This is a genomic window from Microcoleus sp. Pol12A5, assembly GCF_036701435.1.
GTDB lineage: Bacteria > Cyanobacteriota > Cyanobacteriia > Cyanobacteriales > Microcoleaceae > Microcoleus.
The window spans coordinates 37968-62375 of sequence record NZ_JAUBQU010000024.1; the positions used below are offsets into that span (position 1 = coordinate 37968).

Here is a 24408-nt window from a genome sequence, read left to right on the forward strand (position 1 = left end):
TCGCTACTCTCCCGCCAAGCCCAAGGAGTGCCTGACTTGAAACCACGCGGCTCTCAGCTTCCAGAACTTGCTGCTTTCCATTGCCAAAACCCGACACTTCGCTTGCTCTAGTTCTTGCTTGACATTAATTAGTTGATTTTCAGTTTTCTCTAACTGCATTTGCACAGATACTAACTGATTTTGAGTTTGCTCCAATTGCGTTTGAGCAGAAACTAATTGAGTTTGAGTTTCTTGCAACTTTGTTTGAGTAATCATTAACTTACTTTGACTTTGCTCCCATTCTATCCTAGCCGACTCTAACTGAGTCTCGAGTAATTTGAGTTTTGTCTGAGTAGAACCCAATAAAGACTGCGATTGCCTTTGGTTAACCAGCGATTTAACAGTGCAAGTTTCCAAAATCCATTCCAAACCATAGTTATTGATTGCTTTGACTATTAACACATCCTCCAGCGCCACAGTGTTTTTGGGTAAATAACAGCTCCACCCCGACTGCAAAGCCCCATCATTTTCAAAATATCCAGCCACATCCGGGCGATTGTAAAAAGGCTCGCACCTCTGTACAACCTCGCCGTTTACCAGCACTTGCAGCTCCTCAACTCGACCGTGGAGATTCACATCAGCCACCCATCCTTCCAGATACAAATTCTCCTTATTCGTAAAAGCAGCCACATCAATATATCCTTCCGGGTGATGATTAAATTTCAACTCCGAAAAATCTCTAACTAGCTCATTAGTGACAACATACAAATCCTGAAATCTGCATATGCCTTTTTTGATGCGGTGAACAAAAGCTTTGCCTCCGCTAACTCGCTCGACACATTCTCTCACAAACTTTTCTGTTACATAAGTTGTGCCGTATTCCTCCTTATCTAAAGACTGACTTTCGCTTTGAGGACTAAACAAAATACCATTAGCCGGCATTTCTATATTGGCTAGGCACAAACACTCATCGTGAACGCTGAACATCAAAATGCCGTTAGGAGTCAACAAATCGTACAAATTTTGCAACCAACTTGTAAAAGTCCTTTCCGGCATATGGCTGAAAAAAGAATTAGCCAGAATGCAGTCAAACTTGCGGTCAATTAAATAATTTTCTGGCTTTCCAGTTGAGACAATACCGTTGACCCCCAAGTATTCAGTTTGAAACTTAACAGCGTTAGCATAAATATCAGAAACCCAAATTCGTTCCGGCGGTATTTCCTGAATCAAATATCTTGTAAATCGACCGTAACCGCAGGCAAAATCTAGAAAAGAAGGTACATTTTCAAAACTGCCAAAATGCCATTCCACAACTTGTTTAACTGTATCCAAGATGCGACGCCCGATCGAATAATAGCGCACCAAAGCCCGATCGCGATCGTCTTTGACGTTGTTCAAGCTGAACAAATACATTTCATCGTCTTCGCAGATATTCAGTTTAAAATTTTCTGGAAACTTAGCTTGATCTTGAATAAATGCTTTGATTACGGAATTTTCGACTAAATCTAAATTGATATCGCTCATTGTTTTTACAGAATTTTAGATAACCTCTGTTGACTGCTCTTTCACTAGAAAATCAGCATTAACAACAGTTAAACACGGTTCGATCAGCAAGTCAACGATGCCGTTACCGCAGGACTCAGTACAAGACTGAACTCTAAACATCGCCACATCAACACAGCGATCCAGATACGTTAAATCTCCATCAACGCTTCCCACAACCCCAGCATTCAGAAAATAAACACCGGGATTCAGCAAACATTTAAAATGAAACTTTACTACAATTGTCGTTCCTGCTTCCACATATCTAACTGACTGAGTAGAAGCCTTCAAAGAAGCACCCGCCAACTCAAAACCGCTAATTGTTTTAATTAACATTCCAAACCTAACTTTGGAAGTTGAGCGGGAGAAAGTGACAGAGTAAGTATAAATATAATCTTGACGACCGATCAAGTGATTTACCACATTTCCCTTCAGCGTCTCAATGTGGGGGTTGATAATTTCCGCTCCGCGAGACGGATACCTTACCGTATTCGACGGTATCATCCCCGGATCGTAAAATTCATCATAATATTCCTTGGGTTTAGAGAGATGTTGCTCCGGTTTAACTTCCCTCTTTGTGCTTTCTAAATTAGCCTCCTGAAGCTGGTCTTGATTTTCCTGTTTTGTCAGTTGGTTCAGAGCTCGAATATCTGACTTCAACCCCAGAACCTGATCCGGATCGGCATAAATCAGCTTTTGATACTTAGAAATTACCACCTTCGGCGTGTGAGCGAGCAGCAATTCACCGCTATCCATTAAAATCGCAGAGGTACAAAGTTGCACCACAGAAGTAGCAGCGTGAGAAACAAATAAAATTGTTCCGCCACCTTCCTGAATGCTTTGCAAGCGGGCAAAACACTTGCGTTGAAACGCTTCGTCTCCCACCGAAAGCGCCTCGTCAACCACCAAAATATCTGGCTCTACGCTAGTCGCAACGGCAAAAGCTAGTCTGACAAACATACCGCTAGAATAAGTTTTGACTGGCTGTTCTATGAAATCGCCAATATCAGCAAAAGCAGCTATATCGTCAAATTTTTCTTCAGTTTCTTTTTGATTGAATCCCAGTAACTGAGCGTTAAAAAACACATTTTGTCGCCCGGTAAATTCCGGGTTAAACCCGCTTCCGAGTTCCAACAAAGCGGAGACTCGCCCTTTAACATCCACGCTTCCTGTGGTAGGAGTCAGCGTCCCTACAATTATTTGCAGTAGAGTGCTTTTTCCCGAACCGTTGCGACCGACTATTCCCAGAGTTTGTCCTTGAGGAATTTCCAGATTGATGTCATGCAGGGCCCAAAATTCGTCAGCCAGTTTTTTGCTGGGGTAAATAATTTCCTTTAAGCGGTCTCCTGGACGATCGTACCGCTTAAAACATTTGGAAACATTTTTTAGTGAAATTACATTTTCTGTCATCCGATTTTAGATTTTAGATTTTAGATTGATATTATGCCTGCTCTCACTAAAAATAGATTTGTAATGAGGACTTTAGTTCTCTGATTTTTATGAGGACTAAAGCCCTCACTACAAACCTTTATTGGGATTTTAGATTTTAGATTGACTGTAGATATCAAACAAATTTACAGCACGTCAGCAAAAGCGGGACGCAAACGCCGGTAAACCGTCAAGCCTCCACAAAATATAGCAGCAGAAATTAGCGTTGCGACACCCCATTCGCCCCAATGCTTAACTTCTCCAAGCAGTATGAGGTCTCGATAAACCTCAGAGATGGCGGCCATTGGATTCAGCCAAAATATCCACACTCGCCACTCTTGGGGGATGATTGATGCTGGGTAGACGATCGGCGTCAAATAAAACCAAAAATTTAGAATAACACCTAATGTCTGAGGAATGTCTCGCAAAAATACAGTCAAGCCGGCTGTCAAATATCCCAAACCCGCTGTGATTAGCAACTGAGGCACCCACACCAGCGGCAGCAAGCATAAAGTAGCGTTGAGCTTTTGCGACGACGCTACTACTATCACAATCAAAGCAGCTAAACCCAGAGAACTTTCAATAAAAGCTGTAAAAATCGGCACTAGCGGCAGCAAACCGAGAGGAAATACCACTTTTTTCACTAAATTCGGCTGCCCGACCACCGATACTCCCGACTTGATCAAACCGCTGGTGAAGGCACTCCAAGGCAGCAAACCTGCAAATAGCCAGACTCCAAATGTAATGTTGCTGTTTTCTGAGAAGCCTGCAAGGCTGAGCTTTACCTTGAGGACGATCGAAAATACGTATGTGTAAATCACCAATTGCGATAGCTGATTCAGCAGCGGCCACAAATTGCCCAGAATCGAGCCTTTGTATTGAGCTTCCAAGTCCCGGCGCACCAATGTTGCCAGCAGATTCAGCTTCGCCCACCGCCGGGGCGTATTTGTCGGCCGCCGGCCGCCCAGCCTTCGGACCTTTTGGGCAACTCCTTTCACAGTTCTCTGCAATTTTTTCGCCCTCGTTCACTCGCTTCACACCTAAATCAACTCAAGCTACAATTGTGCAGCTTTTGTTAAACCGCAATTATTCCACAGCCCCGCCGCTTTGATCAAGCATCTGTCACCCTGGCTTTGGCTTCTTCTTTCTTTCTTCTTTCCCCTTCCTTCGGAGGTTATTTTAGCCGATCGCCGATCGAACTGCCGAACCGATCGCTAGTTTTTGCTCGTCGTCGTAGCCCCACCGCTGGAAAAATTTTTCATACTCGCCGTTGGCATTCTGCAAACTTTCTAGCATTTGCGACGCTATAGTTTGACAGGTTGGGATTTGCAGCATTTGAATTAAATTGCGCGATCGCTCCTGCACTCTAGCAGAATCGGCCGCCATTTCCTCCTTTTGCTGCCGCGAATGATGTACAACCATTGCCGCCGACATCGCCAAATTTTTCACCAGCAGTTCTGCTACGATCTCAGGAGCCGATCGCAGCGCCTCGACTACTCCGGGTGACGGGTGATCTGCCTCCGGTCGATCGTCCGTTAGATAGGTGACAAAAAACCCCCTAGCACCGTTCTGTGTTTTCACCAGAGATGTAACAGCTTGCTGGATGTCGGCTTGTAAAAGTCGATCGGCCTCAATGAACGACAGTAAAGATTGAGTGAGCTCGATCGCCCCCTCAAAAGTTATGCTTTCCGATGCTAACAAAGAAGATGGAATACTCATAACGAACTCAATAATTGTCAAGATTCTGCCAATAATTGTAAACAATTCCCGCTGCCCGATCGCAGATAAATATGGCTATTATCTCCTCCAAACAACAGCCCTCCGACCAAAATCTACCCGAAGACATAGCCCCGGCCCGTCGCAAAAAAGTGGCCAAACCCCAGGCGGAATCTCTGGTAGAAGCGCAAGAACTACCCGACGAAATCAATAGCAAACAAGACGACAAAATCCGACCCCAGCGCTTAGCTGAATACATCGGGCAAAAAGACTTGAGAGAAGTTTTGGCGATCGCAATTGCAGCAGCTAAATCTCGCGGCGAACCTATGGATCACCTGTTACTCTACGGGCCTCCAGGGTTAGGAAAAACCACAATGTCGCTAATTCTAGCAGCAGAAATGGAAGTTGAATGCAAAATCACCACCGCCCCAGCTTTAGAAAAACCGCGAGATATTGTCGGATTGCTGATCAACCTCAAAGCAGGTGACGTGCTGTTTATAGACGAAATTCACCGTTTATCTAAAGTTACAGAAGAAATCCTCTATCCGGCGATGGAAGACTGTCGGTTAGATATTACGATCGGTCAAGGCAAAAGCGCCAAAATTCGCAGCATTCCCCTGAAACCCTTTACCTTAGTAGGAGCAACCACAAAAGTTGGGTCGCTGACATCTCCATTGCGCGATCGCTTCGGCTTGATCCAAAGATTGCGCTACTACGAAATAGACGAACTTAGTCTAATTGTCCAAAGAAGTGCCCAAGTTCTCGACACTCAAATCACCCCAGAAGGAGCCACAGAAATTGCCCGCAGATCGCGCGGAACCCCCCGGATCGCTAACCGCTTGCTGCGACGAGTTAGAGACTACAGCGAAGTCAAAAAATTAAAGCCAATTAATGGCGAAGTTGCCTCAGTCGCCCTCGAACTGTTCAACGTCGATCCGCTTGGTTTGGATTGGACCGATCGATGCCTTTTGACAGCAATGATCGAAAACTTTAACGGCGGCCCGGTGGGTTTAGAAACTCTCGCAGCTTCCACAGGAGAAGACTCTCAAACAATTGAGGATGTATACGAACCGTATTTAATGCAAATCGGATTTTTGCAGCGGACAAGTCGGGGCAGAATTGCCACAGCGGCTGCTTGGAAACACTTAGGTTTACTCGATGAAAAGGAGTAAAAAATGGTACAGATACAACCAACGAAAACACTAACTTTGTCAGAATTTCTAAAACTGCCAGAAACAGAACCAGCTAGCGAATATATTAACGGTCAAATTATCCAAAAGCCTATGACACAAGGAAAACATAGCCGGATTCAATGTGAATTAGTCCCCGCCATCAATGTCGCAGTTAAAAATCAGAAAATAGGCTTAGCTTTTCCTGAATTGCGGTGTACTTTTGGCGGCAGATCAATCGTGCCAGATGTCACAGTATTTACTTGGGAAAGAATACCACTTGATGAAAATAGGGATGTTGCGAATGTATTTGAAACTTACCCTGATTGGACAATTGAAATTCTGTCTCCTGGCCAGAGTCAAACTAAAGTAACTGGGAATATTTTACACTGTCTGAAAAACGGCACTAAAATGGGTTGGCCGATCGATCCGATGGTGCGCTCAATCTTAATTTATCCCCCTGGAAAGCAACCGGAACTTTTAGCCAAACCCGAAGAATTGTTGCCAGTTCCAGATTGGGCAGCAGAATTGCGGCTGACGGTAGGAGATTTGTTTGGGTGGTTGAAACTAGGAAGTTAAAATATCAAAAAAATGAAGAAGGAAACCCCCCCTACAAGGGCAAACGCATCTTATTTTTAGAATACTTGCGGGATAAAGGTTTCAGTCATTATTTGAGTTTAGTTGCCAAAAATGGAACCCCTGATAGCGTAAAGCTTTCAGAATTAAGATGCGTTTGCCCTGCCCTACCCCCCAAGGGGGAAAGGAAGAAAGATTAATTATGAAATAATAAATAACAAATTCCCCATGTTAATATCCCTCAGAATAGAAAACTTTGCCTTAATTGACTGCCTGGATCTAGAATTTGGCCCGAGTTTGAACGTATTTACAGGGGAAACCGGCGCTGGTAAATCGATTATCCTAGATGCGATCGATGCAGTGTTGGGCGGCAAGGTCGATCGCCGATCGATTCGCACCGGAGCAGCGCGAGCAATATTGGAAGCTACCTTTGAATTGGACAAAGCCGCAGCTTTGTGGCTGGGCGAGCAAGAAATCGAACCCATAGACGGAAATTTAGCCGTTTGCAGCCGGGAAATTAACGCATCGAGCGGTGCTCTACGCACCAGATCCCGCCTGAACGGAATTCTCGTCAACCGCCAGTTAATGGATCAACTGCGCGATCGGCTTGTGGAAATTACCGCCCAAGGCCAAACCGTCCACCTCGGACAAGAAACCCTCCAGCGAGAATGGCTCGATTTATACGGCGGCAAAAAGCTCACTGAAGCGCGATCGATCGTCGCCTCCGCGTGGCTGGCCGCCAACAACGCCAAGACAGCCCTCAAACGCAGGCGTCAGTCGGAACAGCAGCGACTGCAAAGACTTGATTTGTTAGAATACCAAGTCCGAGAACTCGGCGAAGCCCATATCGAAGACGCCGACGAACTCGAACAGCTAGAACACGAATCAATCCGGCTGGGCCACGTCGTCGAATTGCAGCAGCAGAGTTACCAAGTCCACCAAGCCCTGTACCAAAACGACGGCGACAGCCCATCAGCCGCCGACTTGTTGAGCAAAGCCGAAGTAATTTTAAGCGACATGGCGGTTTACGATGTGCAGTTGCAGCCAATCCTAGAAATGGTCAGCGATGCTTTAGCTCAAGCCACAGAAGCCAGCAGGCAAATTAGCAGCTACGGCGAACAATTAGAAGCAGATCCCGAAAGACTCGAAGAAGTAGAAGATCGGATTCGGGAACTCAAACAAATTTGCCGCAAATACGGGCCGCTCAAAGAAGCGATCGCCTACTACCAAAGCATTCAAAACGAACTAAATGAACTTTTAGAAGGAGGCGAGTCAATGGAAGCCTTAGAACTCGCATATCAGACCGCTTTAGAGCAATTAAAAGACGCTTGCAGCCACCTCACCACCCTGCGGCGCGAAGCAGCCCTCAAACTAGAAACGCACCTGGTAGGAGAACTTAAGCCGTTAGCAATGGAAAAAGTGCAATTTCAAGTCGAGATCTCGCCTTCTACCCCAACCGCTAGCGGTGCCGACCAAATCGCCTTTTGTTTCAGCCCCAATCCGGGCGAACCTCTGCAACCCCTAGGCGCGATCGCCTCCGGGGGAGAAATGAGCCGCTTTCTACTTGCCATCAAAGCCTGTTTTTCCCAAATAGAAAGTGCCGGTACGCTGATTTTTGACGAAATCGACGCCGGAGTCTCCGGGAGAGTTGCCGGGGCGATCGCCAAAAAACTCTACCAACTCTCGGACAAACACCAAGTTCTCTGCGTCACCCACCAGCCGCTGATCGCCGCCATGGCTGATTTTCATTTTCGCGTCAACAAACAGACGATCGAAGCAGAACCAAGTATCGAGGAACCCGCAGCCAACTCCGAACCAATCGAACGTACAGTAGTCAGAGTTGCCGCCCTCAACAGCGAGCAGCGGCGGGAAGAACTCGCCCAACTCGCCAGTGGCCGCTCAGCAACAGAAGCAATCGCCTTCGCCGAATCCCTGCTTGTCGAAGCAGCCGGATTGCGCCAAACTCAGTCAGCCCAACCCTGATTGCACCCTCAAGCCGATCGGGGGGTTAAAAGGCGGAGTTTTTTCAGAGTCGGAGGTTACACTAAAAATATCCACCGCAAATTTTACAAAAAAAGCTGAAAACCCCGTTAATTTAGTGGGATGAAAGCTAAGAGCAGCAAAATAGAGAGAAATTCGAGTTAAAAACCACAATTGTGTAGAGAAGGGCACACATCACTAGCAACTGGTAGTGTCACAATTGCAGCTAGTCCCACAAGGCCACCCCTCTTTCAGCAGTCCTCCCGCCAGTACGCATTCCTGTTCCTGCGGGCGATCGGATCTTAGATCGGTAGAACCTACTTAAACCAGGCACGCACAATGTCAAAATCAGTTAATAAACCATTTAAACAAGATTCGCATTCTCTAAAAAGAGTGCACCAACACTACAGCAGCGTTATCGTCGCACCCACAGTTCACCAGCAAGCCATGCAAACTGAATTTACCTTCCCCTGTCGCCGGAGTTCTGTAAACTGGGAAATACTTTCACACATACTTGAGTTTTGTGCGACAAGTGACTAACTAATGAACTTCCCCGCTATCCTAGCTTAGAGACAAACCCTTACGCTTAAGATTCTGTAAAGGTCTATGAAATCTGCATCTCCCAATGTGTCAGAAGTGGAAAACGAGAGAGAGGGCGCTGTTGTAGGTAAAATTTATCACGAACAGCCTTCTCACTATTCCTCTAACAGTAGTCAACTTGCCAAAAGCCAACCAAGCTTCGCCAGTGTTCTGGCACCCCTAAATAAGCAAAGTTTCACAGTAGTAGTTAAGGAAGTAGAAGAGAAACTTAAGGTTGTCAATCAAACCCTGGGAATGCTCGACAATATCCTTGACCGCCAGGGATTCGATGCCATCCTTAATGAAATGTTGCAGTCGATTACCCTCAAAACAGGGGAATTGCTGAATGCTGCTCGCAGCACGATATTTTTATTAGACGAAGAAAAGAATGAACTCTGGGCGATCGTCGCTAAAGACGAAAATGGCAAAAGTCTAGAACTCCGATTCCCCGCCCATGTGGGCATTGCGGGAGAAGTAGCCACAGAAAAAAAAGTGGTGAACATTCCTTATGATTTTTATAACGACCCTCGCTCGACTAACGCAAAAAAAACTGACAAAGAAACAGGGTATCGCACTTATACAATGCTGGCGATGCCCCTGATCAACGAAGAAACAGGAGAGTTAGTAGCAGTCGTTCAACTGATTAATAAACTCAAGCCCAACCACGAACATTACGGTATTTTAGAGGAACAGATTGACAAGGCAGGATTTACTCAAGAAGACGAACAAGTTTTTCGAGAATTTGCCCCGTCGATTCGCCTAATTCTAGAATCTTCTAAATCATTCTACGCAGCAAGTCAAAAACAACGGGCCGCCACGGCGCTGATCAATGCCGTCACCGCCCTTTCTAAGAGCAGTCTAGACTTAGAAGATACCCTAAAAAGCGTGATGGATCAGGCCCAAGAACTGATGAACGCCGATCGCAGCACCCTGTGGCTGATCGATGAAGATAAAGACGAACTCTGGACGAAAATCCTGATTACAACAGGTCAACTTCAAGAAATTCGCATGCCCAGAACAGCAGGTTTTGCAGGCATCGTCGCCCAATCCGGCGAACCGCTGTTGATTCCCTTTGATGTATACGACGACCCCCGGGCCGAAAATGCAAAAAAAATAGACAAACAAACTGGCTACCGCACTTGCAGTATGCTTTGTATGCCAGTGTTTAACTCAGACCAAAAATTGATTGGCGTCACCCAGTTAGTTAATAAAAAACGACAACAAGGAGAATACCCCCCCTACAACCGGGAAGATTGGCCGCACGCCCCCGATCAGTGGAAAGCGAGTTTCAATCGCAACGACATGGAATTTATGAAGGTGTTTAACATCCAAGCAGGAGTCGCCCTACAAAACGCCAAACTGTTTGCTGAAGTCAAACAGCAAGAACAAAGACAAAAAGATATGCTGCACGCCCTGACTAATGGCGTGATTTCTACAGATAAAAAAGGCAATATAGTAGCGACCAATCCTAGTGCCAAAAAATTATTACTGGGTGACAGCGATACCGAATTAGCCGAAGGTCAATCTTTGCGCGAGTTAATTAAGTTAGAAAAAGGCGATTTTGCCAAATGGTTTGATGCGTCTTTGTCTCCAGAAGACGATAAGGATCGCCAGCAGTATTACCCGGATCAAGTTTTGCTATCCTGCCTAGGAGAACCCCAGAGTATCAATCTCTCGATTAATTCAATGACCGACGCTACCGACCCCAGCAAGGTCAACGGCGCGTTAGTCGTCATGGAAGATATTAGCGAGGCCAAGCAAGTCAAGAACTTGATGTACCGTTACATGACGCCAGAAGTAGCCGAAGCGCTGTTAGCTTCAGGGGATCATGGATTGGGCGGTAAGCGCAAAAACGTTTCGGTGCTGTTCTCAGACATTCGCAGCTATACCACACTTACGGAAAAATTGCAAGCCGAAGAAGTGGTAGTGATGCTCAACAAATATTTTGAAGTGATGGTAGATGTCGTCTTCGAGTACGGAGGGACTCTCGACAAATACATCGGTGACGCTCTGATGGCAGTTTTTGGCTCTCCAGCACCCTTAGAGGATCATGCTTGGTGCGCCATGCAAACGGCAGTGAAGATGCGGGAAAAACTGGCTGAGTTTAATCGAGAGCGTATGGCACATGGGGAATTGCCGATCGGCATCGGTATGGGCGTGCATTCTGATGAAGTTGTCAGCGGCAACATCGGTAGTAGCAAACGCATGGAATTGACTTCGATCGGAGATGGCGTAAACCTCGCCTCTCGCTTGGAAGGCGCTAGCAAGCAGTACGGCACCGACTTGATCATCAGCGACAATACTTACAGAGATTATGCCGATCGGCTGTACGTGCGAGAACTCGACTTTATTACTGTCAAAGGCAAAAGCGAACCCGTAATCGTTTACGAACTCGTCGGCATCCGCGAGGGATACTCACCAGTGGGCAAGTCACTAACCGAAACACAGCAGCAAATGATAGAACATTACACCAGGGGGCGCGAATATTACAAAACTCCAGTTAGCCAAAGACTCTCAGAAAGTGAGGTAAAAAACATCTTAAAGGATGTCGCCGAAATGCCAGAGGCAGAGATTAAGAAACTGTCCTACAATGTAGAGCAACAGTTGGAACACGAACTAAGGAACCTGTTATATCAACTGAAAAAGCTGTCAGAGTACGACCCGAAAAACCTGTCCGAAGCAGACAAACTCATCGTACTGTTGCAGCCAGAAATCCAACTGCTGAAATTGGAAGGCATCAAAAACCTCTCGGAAGATGAAGCCAAAATGCTGCTGCAAGCAAAAATCAAGCCCCTATCAGCAGATGATATTAAATACTTGCAAGAAGGCGAAGTCAAAAAGCTGTTGGAAGCAGACATTTTAGAACCGTCAAATCCCCAAATCAAGCGGCTGAAACCTGCCGAAATCAGGCAGCTATTGCAGGCGAAAATTAAAAGTCGGGCCTGCGAGACAGTTGCAGAAATGTTAGATGAAGAATTTGAAAACCTGGGACTCGATCGGGTGAAAAAACTGCTGAACGAGTTTAAGAAAGCCCTAGAACCAAAAGCCAAGCAAGCCTTTAAAGACGCTGAAAGCGAATTTAACGCCGTTCTGGAAGTTGACCCGAAAAACAAAGCAGCTAAATTGCACGTCGATCGCTGTATGTTATTTCAGCATGGGTTTTCAGATGTACTCAACTGGGATGGTGTGTGGAATCTCACAGAAAAATAGCAGTGGCCCACAGCAAATCCTCGTGGTGGTGCCAGGGTTCGGGGTGGGGGCGATCGCGATCGGGGGTGCGCCTCCCATCTCACCACCAATTAACCTAAATATCCTATTGAAGTAATCGTAAATAAGCTCCAACAGGTATTATGGTTATATAACCGGATTTGAATTTGCAAGCGAGATGGCGGGGTTTCGCCCTAGGTGTTTCCTTCGCACTACCTACCGCAAAAAACTTAGCACTTCTATTATTTGAAGCGCTTAAAAATAGTTAGGACTGGGAGCAGCGTTACCAGGTTTCTGAGAAAAATCTTGGAGAAAGGCGACGAAACATCCGCTCAAAAACCGGGTTTCTCACCCCGCCCGCGTAAGTCTTAATAGCGTTAGCTGCTCCTAAAAAGAGCTGACTTCGCAGATAGTCAATGTTCTAGTCTTAGATATAGAAAACCACTAGCGTCAGTTATGAATAATTGGAATTCGCAATCGGGAGATGTTGAGTGGGTAGATCAGGTTTACCAACTATTGCTGGAGATTGCTCGGAGCTCCCTGTCAGATATCCCCAGAATCCCGGAAAACATCACTGTTAAGGCTATCCCTCTGATCCAGAAGGTACAAAGCATTCAGCAAAGACCTGACGGACAAGTGTTCAAATCCGGTTCCTTTTCAGTAAACGATCACGAATGGGTCGATCGAGTCTGCCAACTATTGGTAGAACTAACCAGCGCGTCTTTGTCGGAACAGCCCAAAATGCCGGAAAACCTGGCAGGCAGATCTTTAGCCCTGGCCGATCGAGCACAAAAAATTAAAGAAGATATCGAAGAAAATGCAGCCCAAACCCCAGCAGATGAAGAGGAGAATTCCTTACAGCCTCCAGACGCGCTGCTTTCCCTCTTGCACCACAGTTTGAAAACTCAGCGCGCCAAAAGCTACAACCCCGATGCCCCCGAATGGCAGCAAGTCTTGAGCCTGCTTGACGTAGTGCAGTCAATTTACAAGCAAATCCAAAATTAAATTCAACCTTAACTCAGGCCGGTCTTTATGGTGCGCGATCGCTAGGTCTTAAAGGCAGTTACTCTTTGACAAAAAATGTTTTTTGCTGTAGCGCGAACCTTTCCGATTATTGCACTTTTGTCAACTACACTAGGTTTAATCGGTTCTAGGGCAAGAGAACATGAGCGGAGAAAACATCGGCGATTTGTCAAAAGAAATATTAGCCGATCGCTATCAGTGCGATCGGCGCCTCGGCAAGCAAGCAGGACGGCAAACTTTACTCGCCCGCGACTTAAAAACCCAACAGCAAGTAGTAGTCAAACTCCTCTCATTCAGCAGCGACTTTAACTGGGAAGACTTAAAACTTTTTGAGCGAGAAGTCGAAACCTTAAAATCCCTATCCCATCCGGCAATTCCCCGATATCTCGACTCCTTTGAAATCGACACGCCCAAGCGCAAAGGATTCGCCCTAGTTCAGAGTTACATCGAAGCCAAATCCCTACAAGAATATCTTTCAGACGGCCGCACCTTCAGCGAAAGCGAAGTCAAACAATTAGCCACAGCATTATTAGACATCCTCGCCTACCTGCACCAGCGACAGCCCCCAGTGATTCACCGCGACATTAAACCCAGCAATATTTTACTTAAAAATCGATCGGGTAACAGCGTCGGGGAAGTCTACCTCGTAGATTTCGGTGCAGTTCAAACCCTAGCCACGCAACAGGGAAAAACAGTCACAGTTGTCGGAACTTACGGCTATATGCCGCCGGAACAATTTGGCGGGAGGGCGGTTCCCGCTTCCGACTTGTACGGGTTGGGAGCAACATTAATCGCCTTAATTACCAAGCAGCATCCAGCCGACTTGCCGCAGAAAGATTTGCAGATCGAATTCGAGCAATTCACTCAACTCAGTCCCGGTTTTACCAATTGGCTCAAGTGGATGACACATCCCAGTTTAGATCGCCGTCCCGCTTCAGTCCAAATAGCAACAGAAGTTCTAGAAAAACCACAGGAAATACATAAATATTCCCAAACATTGAGAATGGGGAAAATTGTGAGTAGCGGCAGGTTGTTCGCAACTGCGATTTGGCACAGCACTGGGACAGGAGCTATAGCTGTAGGAATTTGTGCAGCATTTTACGCTACCTTTCTGTTGCCCATTCTGGGGACAGTTGCGGGAGGAATCCTCGGCTTTTTTCTCGGCGCAATGCTGGGTTTGGAGAACGGAATTATCATCTCACTTGTGACGATCGCGTGGTTTTTTCCCCTAACTAATCCCCAGCTTCACCGACAGGTTTTAACTGGGATAGGTATGGCAATCTGTACTTTTACAAGCATCCTCTTTATGAAGACGCTCGGTTTGGAGTCTCTTTTTTTTGACCCTTGGGACGATACGTTTAGTTATGTACCCTCATTGACTGATTATATTTTTGTAGTTGTGGCACCATCGCTCATTGCAGGGCTGTCAATGGGTATAGGTAGCAAGTCTTTTGCCCGGTGGTATCAAAAAGAAAGTGGACTTTAATTTAAATTAATAGAAAAAACATGAGTGGCAAAATATTAGCAGAACGCTACGAAATGCAGCGGCAACTGGGAAAAAAAACTGGTCGCCAAACACTGCTAGCTCGCGATTTGGAAACTCAAGAATTAGTTGTCATCAAACAGCTCTTCCTCGGCAGCGATTTTGAATGGCAAGACATCAAGCTATTTGAACGGGAAGCGGAAACTTTAAAAACACTTTCTCACCCAGCAATTCCCCGCTACCTCGATTACCTGGAAATAGACGAACCAGACAATAAAGGATTTGCCTTGGTACAGACTTATGTAGGGGGAAAAACTTTAGAAGAGCATTTGCTATCCGGCCGTAACTTTAGCGAAAGCGAGGTAAAAGAATTAGCTAAATCGCTGTTAGAAATTTTGATTTATTTGCACGAGCGCAATCCCCCTGTCATCCACCGCGATATTAAACCCAGCAATATTTTACTGCACAACAGATCCGGTCACACTATTGGACAAGTTTATTTAGTTGATTTCGGTTCGGTGCAGAACCAAGCTGCAAAATTTGGCGGTACGATTACAGTAGTTGGAACCTACGGATATATGGCGCCGGAACAATTTGGCGGGCGCTCCGTTCCCGCTTCGGATTTGTACGGTTTGGGTGCGACTTTAATTTATTTGGTAACGGGTTTGCATCCCACCGAACTGTCGCAGCAGGATTTAAAAATTCTATTTGCCGATCGAGCCACGTACCTCAATCCTAATTTAATTGATTGGCTGGAGTGGATGACCGAACCGAGTTTGGAAAAACGGTTATCTTCGGCTGGGGAAGCATCGAAGTTGCTCGCAAGTCCCCGCGAGATATCCAAAAGTATTATGTCCGTGCAGCCGCGAGGCAGCGATATTAAATTAACAAAAAATTCGGGGTTGATAGAGATTGTAATTCCGCCGCATGGATTCGCTTTTGATTGGGTTTCCATACTTTCGGGTGCGGTTGCTGCGAGTATCGCATTGTGGACTAATTATTACCAAAGTCCGATAAATCCATTGATTTTGAGGATGATATCAGGCAGTTTTTTACTGGCGGCTGGAGTAATGTCGCTCTTTGCAATATTTCGGGAATTACATCTGGTAATTGATCGCCAACAAATATCCTATAGCAGCCATCTGCTGGGGCTGAGATGGAATCATTTCCAGCCAGCTCCCAAGCAGGATATTTGTCAGTTGGAAATTGAAGAATTTGAAGACACTAGGGGTGACACCAAACAAAAATTTGACCGTGGTTCTCAGTTGATTATTCAAGCCGGCAACCAAAAATATCGACTAGGAGTGAAGCAGGGACTAAGTGAAGCAGAAATCGAGTGGTTAGCGACAGAACTAAGCCAGTGGTTGGGATTGAAAATTCAAATAACTTTGAGAGAGGGTAAAAAGAAGAAATGGTTCTGAAAATATCTCCCTCGCCCTCTCAAACCATAGCCCCCTCAAACTGCGAGATGGGCGTCGGGCCTTTCCGGTGTATTTGCCACGCAGGCGGGACACCCCACAAACATCATCTTCAAATTGTGCAACCCCGATCGCCCCCGTCCGCTTTCGGTCAATCTCATGCAACCGTCGGCCCCGATCGCCCGTAAAATGCTATCAAAGGGATTTGGCAAGTAGCACTCATCCCAATCATCTGTTAACTTGGAGATATTGTTGTGGACTTATCGCTAATTCCGGCACAGCCGAAACCAGGACTGCTCAACGTCCTCATCGAAATTACCGCCGGTAGCAAAAACAAGTACGAATTTGATAAAGACTTGCAAGCCTTTGCTCTCGATCGGGTGCTTTCTTCCTCAGTCCAATATCCGTGCGACTACGGCTTCATACCCAATACCTTAGCCGATGATGGCGACCCCCTCGACGGCATGGTAATGATGGATGAGCCCACATTTCCAGGGTGCATAATCGCAGCCCGTCCGATCGGAATGCTAGAAATGATCGACGGAGGCGACAGGGACGAAAAACTGTTGTGCGTTCCCGACAAAGACCCCCGCTACGCTCACTATAAGTCCCTCAAAGACGTAGCCCCCCACCGCTTGGACGAAATAGCCGAATTTTTTAGAACCTACAAAAATTTGGAGAAAAAAGTCACCGAAATTCTGGGTTGGCAAGATGTCGATCAAGTAATGCCCTTAGTCGAAAAGTGCATCGCAGCCGATCGCAAATAAGCCCCTAACCCGCACTCCTCGACTACAACCCGACTAAAAACTCAGGAGGCCGAACTTAAGGCGACCGCTGCACGTCTAGGGATGCAGTCGAGGAACGGGTAGCTAGAAGGTCAAATCAGTCGTGAATGCCGAGTCACCGGAACGGCATTCCTCAAAACCCCACCCCGGCCCCAATCTTGAAAAAAATACTACTCCTAGAGTAAGATTAAGCGCAAATTATACGCCAGGGGAATGCGTTCTACGTTTGAGGAAATTTTACCCTAACACTTAGATAGATCGGCGCTATCTTAATCTCAGAACACAGAACACGCCGGGCAGCCCGCAGGATGCAAAAAATAATCTCTCAAGCGTGACATCTCCTACACGAATCGGTAAGGTTGAGAATTCTAACAGCCCAAGTGTTCGGCACTCGGATGGTTTGCTGATAAAGCGCTTGACTATAGTACAGATTGCTAAAAACTAAAAACTAAACACTAAAAACTAAGATTTCAACTCCCAAGTTCCTGCCGCCAAAACTAAAAAAAATGCCAGATTCCGCACCCTCTCTACCTAATTCACAGCCTTCCGATCGCAAAGCCACAATGGAAAATAGTCCTTTGACCGAGTTTGTCGTTCAGTTTTGGGGCGTGCGGGGCAGCATAGCCACCCCCGGCACTAAAACACTTCGCTACGGAGGTAACACCTCCTGTGTAGAAATGCGCTTGGGTAAAAAACGCCTGATCTTTGACGGCGGTACGGGCCTGCGAGTTCTCGGCCTCAACCTGCTGCGGCAAATGCCAGTGGAAGCCCATATGTTTTTTAGTCATACTCACTGGGATCATATTCAAGGGTTTCCGTTCTTTACTCCCGCCTTTATCCCAGGGAACTGCTTTCACATTTACGGTGCGATCGCCCCCAACGGCACTACCATCAAACACCGTCTTGCCGACCAAATGCTGCACCCCAATTTTCCCGTTCCCATCCAGGTAATGCAGTCAGACCTCAAATTCAACGATTTGACGCCTGGGGATATTCTCGAACTCGACGATGTGAAAATAGAAACGGCATTGCTCAACCATCCCAACACTGCGATCGGATATCGAGTCACCTGGGAGGGACACACGGCCGTGTACTGCACCGACACCGAACATTTTCCCGATCGCCTAGACGACAATGTGGTACACCTAGCTCGCAACGCCGACGTGCTGATTTATGACGCCAACTACACCAACGAAGAGTATTACAACTTCAAAACCCCGAAAGTCGGCTGGGGACACTCGACTTGGCAAGCAGGAGTAGAAGTAGCGAAAGCTGCTGGAGTCAAAAAAATCGTGATGTTTCACCACGATCCGGGTCACGACGACAATTTTCTCGATCGTACAGAAGCAGAGGTGCAGGCAGTTTTCGCCAATAGCTGCTTAGCCCGCGAAGGCATGAGCATACCAGTGATTTAACCAAAAATAAATTCAGAATTATGAAACAGGAAAAACCCCGCAAACGTCGCAGAGTAGGCTTGCGGGGGCTTTACTCAACGTTGCTAGTATTGATAATAATTTGTTGTACCTGCGGCGGATGGGTTGCAGCTCAGACTGCCTATTCTGACACTCCCGCACGACTGGCTCAGGTTTCTTCGATCGATGATACTGGTACAGTCGATCGCATCCCCGAACGCTACCAACTGGGACAGCAACTGTACCTAGAAAACTGCGCCACCTGTCACATTGCTTTACCGCCCCAAGTATTACCTACAGAAACTTGGCGCAGATTGCTGCAAGATTCCCAACACTACGGACAAACCATCAAACTGCTAGTAGACCCGCCCCGCATCCTAGTGTGGAACTACCTGCAAACTTTTTCTCGTCCCCAAGCCAAAGACGAAGAACTCGCCTACCGAGTCGCCAGTTCTCGCTATTTCAAAGCACTGCACCCCAAAGTCAAACTGCCACAACCCGCAAATATCAGCAGTTGCGTTACTTGTCACCCCGGCGCGTCTCAATACAATTTCCGCAAGCTTACCGCCGAGTGGCAAAACTCTCCGTAACGAAGATTAAATTCGTAATTATATCTGAGTGCGAGGGAGACGCTCGCACTAACCAAAAAAGGGCGATCGCATTCTGAACTAGAAACTTATCCAAAGTGTGGGTGCGCTCTTTCAATTCATGCTTACTGGGCATCGCACCTTACAAATAACCTCTCGCTTTACCCTCATCAATAACTCTGGTGGCTCAGGGTGAAGTTGGGCGACTGCCGATAACGTCTGTTGAAAAACCCACCAAACTTGCTAGTGGGTTCCAAGCGAGTGGTTAGCTGCAGCTTGAGTAGCATAGAAGTAAAAAATCTGTGCCTTTAACTACTTTTTGAGCAATTGTTATGATATCTTAACTTTACCGGAGGCTAGTTCCGACAATTTAAGAAGTCTGGTTATCAAGTAACCTAATTTATGATTGACAGTAAAAAAATTCGACTGAAATGGGAAAGTTATTGGTTTAAAACCTTTGGGAGATGGCGCTCGTGTGCATTGACCTGCCCAGTAGACAGACCTCATCCTCGGCATATTGTTTGGAGTTGGATTGGCAGTTTTTTGGCAATTACTGCAACGTCCTATCTTGCTGTAAAAACTAATTCTCCTTTACTAATGGCTCCGTTTGGCGCTACCAGCGTTCTCATCTTTGGTGTCCCTGACAGCCCTTTGGCTCAACCCCGGAATGTCATTGGGGGCAATTTCTTAGCTGCTCTCACCAGTTTAATGATTCTGCATTTTCTCGGTTCTTCTCCCTGGGCGATGGGAATGGCTGTTTCTAGTGCGATCGGAATTATGCAGATTACCAGAACTCTACATCCGCCTTCGGGAGCAGTTGCCTTAGTTGTCATGATGACCAAACCAGACTGGAAATTTTTGCTAACACCTGCTTTTGAGGGCTCAATAATCTTGGTCTTGTGCGCCGTCATCTTTAATAATTTAGCGGCAGAAAGGACCTATCCCCAGCACTGGTTATAGCATTATCTCTAATTCTCTCATCCTTCCCTCGGGAGCACTACCCAAAATCGGGATGCTCCCTCAATTCTGACTTCCATCGGACTTCTTTTTTCCATCCGTTACATCCCGATGGCGTGCTTGGTTGCCGAACTTCCTTGTGCTAGATCAATCAAAAAAAACGGACGGATCGGGGAAAGGTCGAGATCCCTTTTGAAAGCGTTCCCAGGACTCCTTTAACTGAGCAGGCGCTCGATATTCGCGATCGTAAACCACCAGCACATTCGTCAAATTCCGGCCCGGTAGCAATAAAACCTGCCCCTGATGAGCCAAACCCACCGAAGCGCCCCCGTCCAAATTCATCGCTTCCAAACAGCCGATCGCTTGCATAACTTTAGCTTCTGCTTCCAAAGACAAACTATCAATAAAAGTCACCAAAAATAACTTATCTCTCGAAGCCGGAAAGCCGATCGCCGTTCTCGAACCCACACCCAAAACATGAGAATCTTTAAAACCTTCCGATAAAGGAGACAGCCAAACTTTCCCTCCTTTAACCAATCTCGGTCCGCAAGTCAGAGAAAACCAATGTTGACTCCAATCCGGCTTACCTTCGATTCTAGCCGTCACCATTTCCAATTCATTTCCCGCTTTAATCCCCAAAGTCGTGCCGTAATTTTCCCATCGGCTGTATTTAAGAAACTTACCCGCTGCCACCATATTTCCCAGCACAGATTTCTGCTCATCTTTACCAAAAAAAGTCCCGTTAGCAACAACAGCAGCCCGGTAACGCGACACCATATTTTCAAAGTGTTCGTCGCCCCGCGTTACTTTAGAAGTATTTGCAAAATCTGCATTATTAGCTAACCCAATTGTGATGTAAATTTCTGGATCGGCGAGGTCAATAGTTGTGAGATAAAAACTTGCGCCACCTACATTTTGACTGCTGACTTGTACAGGTTTTGCTTGCTTAGCGGAACGTCTGATAATTTGAGGTTGAGACTGCACAAAAGGATAATTGGCGGCATTTCGTTGAGGAGTTTGCGGCGATTTTACTATGGGATTTCTGGACAGAGTTTGAGGAGTTTTCCCTGATTTTACAACGGGATGGCTGGGCAGATGTTGAGGAGGTTGATTTGATTGTATACTTGATAAAAAAGCGAGTGACTTTTGCCACAGTTGACCCATGAGAGTCAAGAAACTATCTCGGTTTTGGGCGATCGCAAAATAGTCAGCCGCAACCCGCGCCAAAGCTATGCCCGTTAAAAATAAAAAAGTGCGTCGCAGTATCGGGCGACAACCTTCAGACTGTTTGCGTTTAGACATAAAAAAATCTCAGCTAGGATAGCGAACAGTTTTCTATGGCTGTGACTACAATCGGCGATCGCGCCAATTCTGAAACTACCAGTAGCAAGGTGCCTGCAGCGCACCTTACCACTAATTCAAAACTCAAAACTATTTCCCTAGCCGGTATTCCGCATCCCTGCAGCAATGCCATTAATCGTCAGCAGAGCTCCCCGCAACAATTCACCCTTGCTGTAACGCGAGTGAATCACCCCCGGAACCCCGCCACTACCGTGCTGCCGCAAGCGTTTCAGCAGCGAAACTTGCAACAAACCCAAAGGCACAATCGTCGCATTTCGCAACTGCACCGAACGCTGCAGCGACGGATCTCCATCCAATAAACGTTGGTGTCCGGTAATCGTTAAAACCAAATCGCGAATCAAGTGAAATTCGGCAGCAATTTGATCGAATAAAGCCTTAAAACGCTCCTTTTCAGCCGGCAAAGCTAACTCCCGCACGTAGTGCTCTGCAATTTGCAAATCCACCTTAGATAAAGTCATTTCCACCTTAGAAATTACCATTCTAAAAAATGGCCACTTCAAGTAGAAATACTGTAAAAGTTTCATGTGTTCTTCCGGTTCCTCCAGCAAAAACTCTTGCAAAGCTGTGCCGACACCGTACCAAGAAGGCAGCAAAAAGCGGCTTTGAGTCCAGCTAAAAACCCACGGAATTGCTCGCAAACCGCTGATGTCTTTTTTACCACCCCGCCGGGCCGGGCGAGAACTAATCTGCAACTGGCTGATTTCTTGAATCGGGGTAACTTGGTGAAAGAAATCGACTAAATCCGGCTGTTCGTAAATTAAATGGCGGTAGTGCGATCGCGATCTCACCGACAACTCTTCCATAATCTCATTCCAAGGGTCGATGCCATCGAAACCAGTGTGCAGCAAACTAGCTTGAATTACCGCCGCCGCTACCGTTTCTAAATTGTAAAGCGCCAACTCCGGCAAAGAATATTTAGAAGCTAAAACCTCGCCTTGTTCAGTAATTTTAATTCGCCCGCTAATACTCTTTCCAGGCTGAGCCAAAATAGCCTTGTAAGCAGGGCCGCCGCCGCGCCCTACCGAACCGCCTCGGCCGTGAAAAATCCGCAACTCTACATTGTATTTTTCCGCAACCATTTGCAAAGCCTTTTGAGCTTTGTGGATTTCCCAATTGCTGCTGAGGAAACCCGAATCTTTATTGCTGTCCGAATAGCCCAGCATCACCTCTTGCAATTTGAGAGTTTCAATTGAACCTTGGATATTTTCTGCACTTTTTTCCGCTAATTCCTGCGCGTATCCTCCTGTTAGTAGAGCCATATAAAGCGGTAATTCAAATAACTGCTGCATTACTGCAGGCGCTTTTTTCAAATCTTCCACCGTTTCAAACAGAGGAACTACTTGAAAGCTGCTAATTCCAGTCGCCGGGTCGTAAAGTCCTGCTTCTTTTGCTAACAACAAAACCGCCAGCAAATCGCTGACATCGTGACTCATGCTGATCACGTATGTTTGGCAAATTTCCGGACCAAACTCCTGGTGCATTTGCCTCAATATTCGGAAGGTATTGATCGTCTCGCAAGTTTTGGGAGAAAAGGGTAATTCTGCTGGAATTAAAGGGCGGCGAGTTTGCAGTTCCGTTGCCAGCCAAATAATTCGATCGCCTTCCGACATTTGATTGTAAGACTTTGGCAAAATTTGCAAGTATTCAGCAATTTCGCTCAAAGCGTCGGAGTGTACTGTTGATTCTTGGCGAATATCTAGGTAAGCCAAATTAAACCCGTAAATTTCTACTTGGCAGAGCAGATTTTCCAAGTCCCGACAGCTCAAACCTGTTTCCACTAAATTGTGCTCGATGAGCTGCAGCTCGGCTAAAAACTCAGCGCCCGATCGATAAAGGCCTGTCATTCCGGGATTTTCCGACAAAGCTTCGCGTTCCCGCTGCAACTCGTCTCCTTTGTAGAGCCGCCAATTACGATCGCGCGTATTTTCCAGCCGCTGCAGCACGTAAGCCAGCTTCAATCGATAAGGTTCTTGGCGGTAGCGGATCGCCCACTGCTCGTAAACCTCCGGAAATTCCGATCTGTCGCGATCGAGAGATTCGAGCAATTCCGGCAGCACGTCGCTCCAATGCAGCGACAAACTCAACAGTTCATTTAGCCGTTTCACCGCGCTGATGTACTTCTCTAGCACCAAGTGGCGCTGATAGCAAGCCGTTTGCCAAGTAACTTTCGGAGTCACAGAAGGGTTGCCGTCCCTGTCAGAACCCACCCAAGAACCGAACTTGCAAAAATTGTAACTCGGCGGTTTCAGATAAGGGTAAGAAGCGTGCAGAGCTTGCTTTAAGCGGTGGTAGAGTTCGGGAATAGCATCAAACAGCACTTCCTCAAAGTAGTGCAGAGTGTACTCCACCTCGTCAAGCACAGTCGGCTTGAACTGGTGCAATTCGTCAGTGCGCCACCAGAGGCGAATTTCTTCCATCAGTTGCTCTTGGAGACCTGCTGCTTCCCAGCAAGACACCGGGTAGGGGCTTTGAGAGTCGGCCCCGATCACCTGAAATTTTTCGTCAACTTGGTCTAGCTGTTGGAGAATCTTCGCCATTCGCCGCTGCTTGGTGCGGATCGTGTGGCGGACAATTTCCGTCGGGTGAGCGGTGAATACCAAGCGGATGTCTAACTGATCGATCAAGCGCTGAATTTGCTGGCTGGGCACGTTCAAGCGCAGCAGCATCGGGAAAAGTTGGTGAAAAGTGCCGGCATCTCGAGCGATCGTCTCGCTGCTGTCTGCCTTGCTCAGAGGCGTTTGGGCGGGGTCTGGGCCTTCCCTGTGCCGCGGGCGATCGGGGGCATCCGTTGCTTGTCCTGGCAGCTTAGAAAACATCCGCCCACCAGCATCGTTGCTGCTAGTGTAAGCTAACTGTTGGTCTCGCTGTTCGTAGTGCTGTTCGACTATGTTGATTAACTGGAAATACAGTGCAAAAGCCCGAGCGGCGCGGATGGCGGCGTTAAGGTCGAGCTTTTCAATTAGCTGTACGACATTCGACTCGCGAAAGTGAGTGGCCTGTCCCTCGGCGGAATTGACCGATCGCATTTGTTGCAGCAAATCCACCAATTCCTGCCCGCACTCCTGTCGCAGCACCGATTCCCACAAGTCCTCTACTACTTTGAGGCGATTGCGCAGAAACAGGTCTGATTTTGAGTAAGCGGGAGAATAGGAAATAGATGTTGCATCAATAGCCTGTTCTGAAGACTGGAGGACTGAACTCATCG

18 protein-coding genes are annotated in these 24408 nt (G+C 46.8%); 12 read left to right on the top strand and 6 right to left on the bottom strand.

Annotation, left to right across the window (positions count from 1 at the left end):
• Positions 1–3: 3 nt before the first annotated feature.
• From QUA45_RS09245 to QUA45_RS09260, 4 genes are all read right to left on the bottom strand, one after another.
• Positions 4–1503 (bottom strand): methyltransferase, encoded by a 1500-nt coding sequence (locus QUA45_RS09245; protein WP_333099620.1) that lies wholly within the window; start codon positions 1501–1503, stop codon positions 4–6.
• Positions 1504–1518: 15 nt separating this feature from the next.
• On the bottom strand, positions 1519–2931 hold the full coding sequence (locus QUA45_RS09250) for an ABC transporter ATP-binding protein (protein WP_333099619.1): 1413 nt from the start codon (positions 2929–2931) through the stop codon (positions 1519–1521).
• A 164-nt stretch (positions 2932–3095) separates the two neighbouring features.
• On the bottom strand, positions 3096–3947 hold the full coding sequence (locus tag QUA45_RS09255) for an ABC transporter permease (protein WP_333220409.1): 852 nt from the start codon (positions 3945–3947) through the stop codon (positions 3096–3098).
• Between the two features lie 181 nt (positions 3948–4128).
• Positions 4129–4668: a hypothetical protein gene (locus tag QUA45_RS09260; RefSeq protein WP_333099618.1), complete on the bottom strand. Its 540-nt coding sequence runs from the start codon at positions 4666–4668 to the stop codon at positions 4129–4131.
• Between the two features lie 71 nt (positions 4669–4739).
• Here QUA45_RS09260 and ruvB point away from each other — a divergent pair, with 71 nt between their 5' ends.
• The 12 genes from ruvB (at position 4740) to QUA45_RS09320 (ending at position 19844) form a co-directional block, all read left to right on the top strand.
• A complete protein-coding gene (gene ruvB / locus QUA45_RS09265; RefSeq protein WP_333099617.1) occupies positions 4740–5837 on the top strand; it encodes a Holliday junction branch migration DNA helicase RuvB in 1098 nt (365 codons plus the stop codon).
• 3 nt (positions 5838–5840) lie between these two features.
• On the top strand, positions 5841–6413 hold the full coding sequence (locus QUA45_RS09270) for a Uma2 family endonuclease (protein ID WP_333099616.1): 573 nt from the start codon (positions 5841–5843) through the stop codon (positions 6411–6413).
• Between the two features lie 225 nt (positions 6414–6638).
• Entirely contained in the window at positions 6639–8393 is a 1755-nt protein-coding gene (gene recN / locus QUA45_RS09275; protein WP_333220395.1) for a DNA repair protein RecN, read from the top strand.
• 603 nt (positions 8394–8996) lie between these two features.
• Positions 8997–12179 carry a GAF domain-containing protein gene (locus QUA45_RS09280; protein ID WP_333099614.1) on the top strand — a complete coding sequence of 1061 codons (3183 nt, stop codon included), beginning with the start codon at positions 8997–8999 and terminating at the stop codon, positions 12177–12179.
• Between the two features lie 453 nt (positions 12180–12632).
• Positions 12633–13181 carry an inorganic pyrophosphatase gene (locus QUA45_RS09285; RefSeq protein WP_333099613.1) on the top strand — a complete coding sequence of 183 codons (549 nt, stop codon included), beginning with the start codon at positions 12633–12635 and terminating at the stop codon, positions 13179–13181.
• A gap of 160 nt (positions 13182–13341) precedes the next feature.
• Positions 13342–14685: a serine/threonine-protein kinase gene (locus QUA45_RS09290; RefSeq protein ID WP_333099612.1), complete on the top strand. Its 1344-nt coding sequence runs from the start codon at positions 13342–13344 to the stop codon at positions 14683–14685.
• Positions 14686–14705: 20 nt separating this feature from the next.
• Positions 14706–16103 carry a serine/threonine-protein kinase gene (locus tag QUA45_RS09295; RefSeq protein ID WP_333099611.1) on the top strand — a complete coding sequence of 466 codons (1398 nt, stop codon included), beginning with the start codon at positions 14706–14708 and terminating at the stop codon, positions 16101–16103.
• The gene (locus QUA45_RS09300; RefSeq protein ID WP_333099610.1) at positions 16094–16288 is read left to right on the top strand and encodes a hypothetical protein; all 195 of its coding nucleotides are present in this window, start codon (positions 16094–16096) and stop codon (positions 16286–16288) included. Before QUA45_RS09295 ends, QUA45_RS09300 begins: the two co-directional genes overlap by 10 nt.
• A gap of 66 nt (positions 16289–16354) precedes the next feature.
• Positions 16355–16867, top strand: a complete 513-nt coding sequence (locus QUA45_RS09305; RefSeq protein WP_006634582.1) for an inorganic diphosphatase — start codon at positions 16355–16357, stop codon at positions 16865–16867.
• Positions 16868–17391: 524 nt separating this feature from the next.
• On the top strand, positions 17392–18300 hold the full coding sequence (locus tag QUA45_RS09310) for an MBL fold metallo-hydrolase (RefSeq protein ID WP_333099609.1): 909 nt from the start codon (positions 17392–17394) through the stop codon (positions 18298–18300).
• Between the two features lie 20 nt (positions 18301–18320).
• The gene (locus QUA45_RS09315; protein WP_333099608.1) at positions 18321–18887 is read left to right on the top strand and encodes a diheme cytochrome C; all 567 of its coding nucleotides are present in this window, start codon (positions 18321–18323) and stop codon (positions 18885–18887) included.
• Positions 18888–19364: 477 nt separating this feature from the next.
• Positions 19365–19844 carry an HPP family protein gene (locus QUA45_RS09320; RefSeq protein WP_333220397.1) on the top strand — a complete coding sequence of 160 codons (480 nt, stop codon included), beginning with the start codon at positions 19365–19367 and terminating at the stop codon, positions 19842–19844.
• A gap of 144 nt (positions 19845–19988) precedes the next feature.
• On the opposite strand, the gene QUA45_RS09325 is transcribed toward QUA45_RS09320, so the two are convergent.
• Both QUA45_RS09325 and ppc read right to left on the bottom strand, forming a co-directional pair.
• A complete protein-coding gene (locus QUA45_RS09325; protein WP_333220399.1) occupies positions 19989–21143 on the bottom strand; it encodes a phosphodiester glycosidase family protein in 1155 nt (384 codons plus the stop codon).
• Positions 21144–21280: 137 nt separating this feature from the next.
• Positions 21281–24406, bottom strand: coding sequence for a phosphoenolpyruvate carboxylase (gene ppc, locus QUA45_RS09330; RefSeq protein WP_333220401.1), 3126 nt, complete (start codon positions 24404–24406; stop codon positions 21281–21283).
• Positions 24407–24408: the final 2 nt, after the last annotated feature.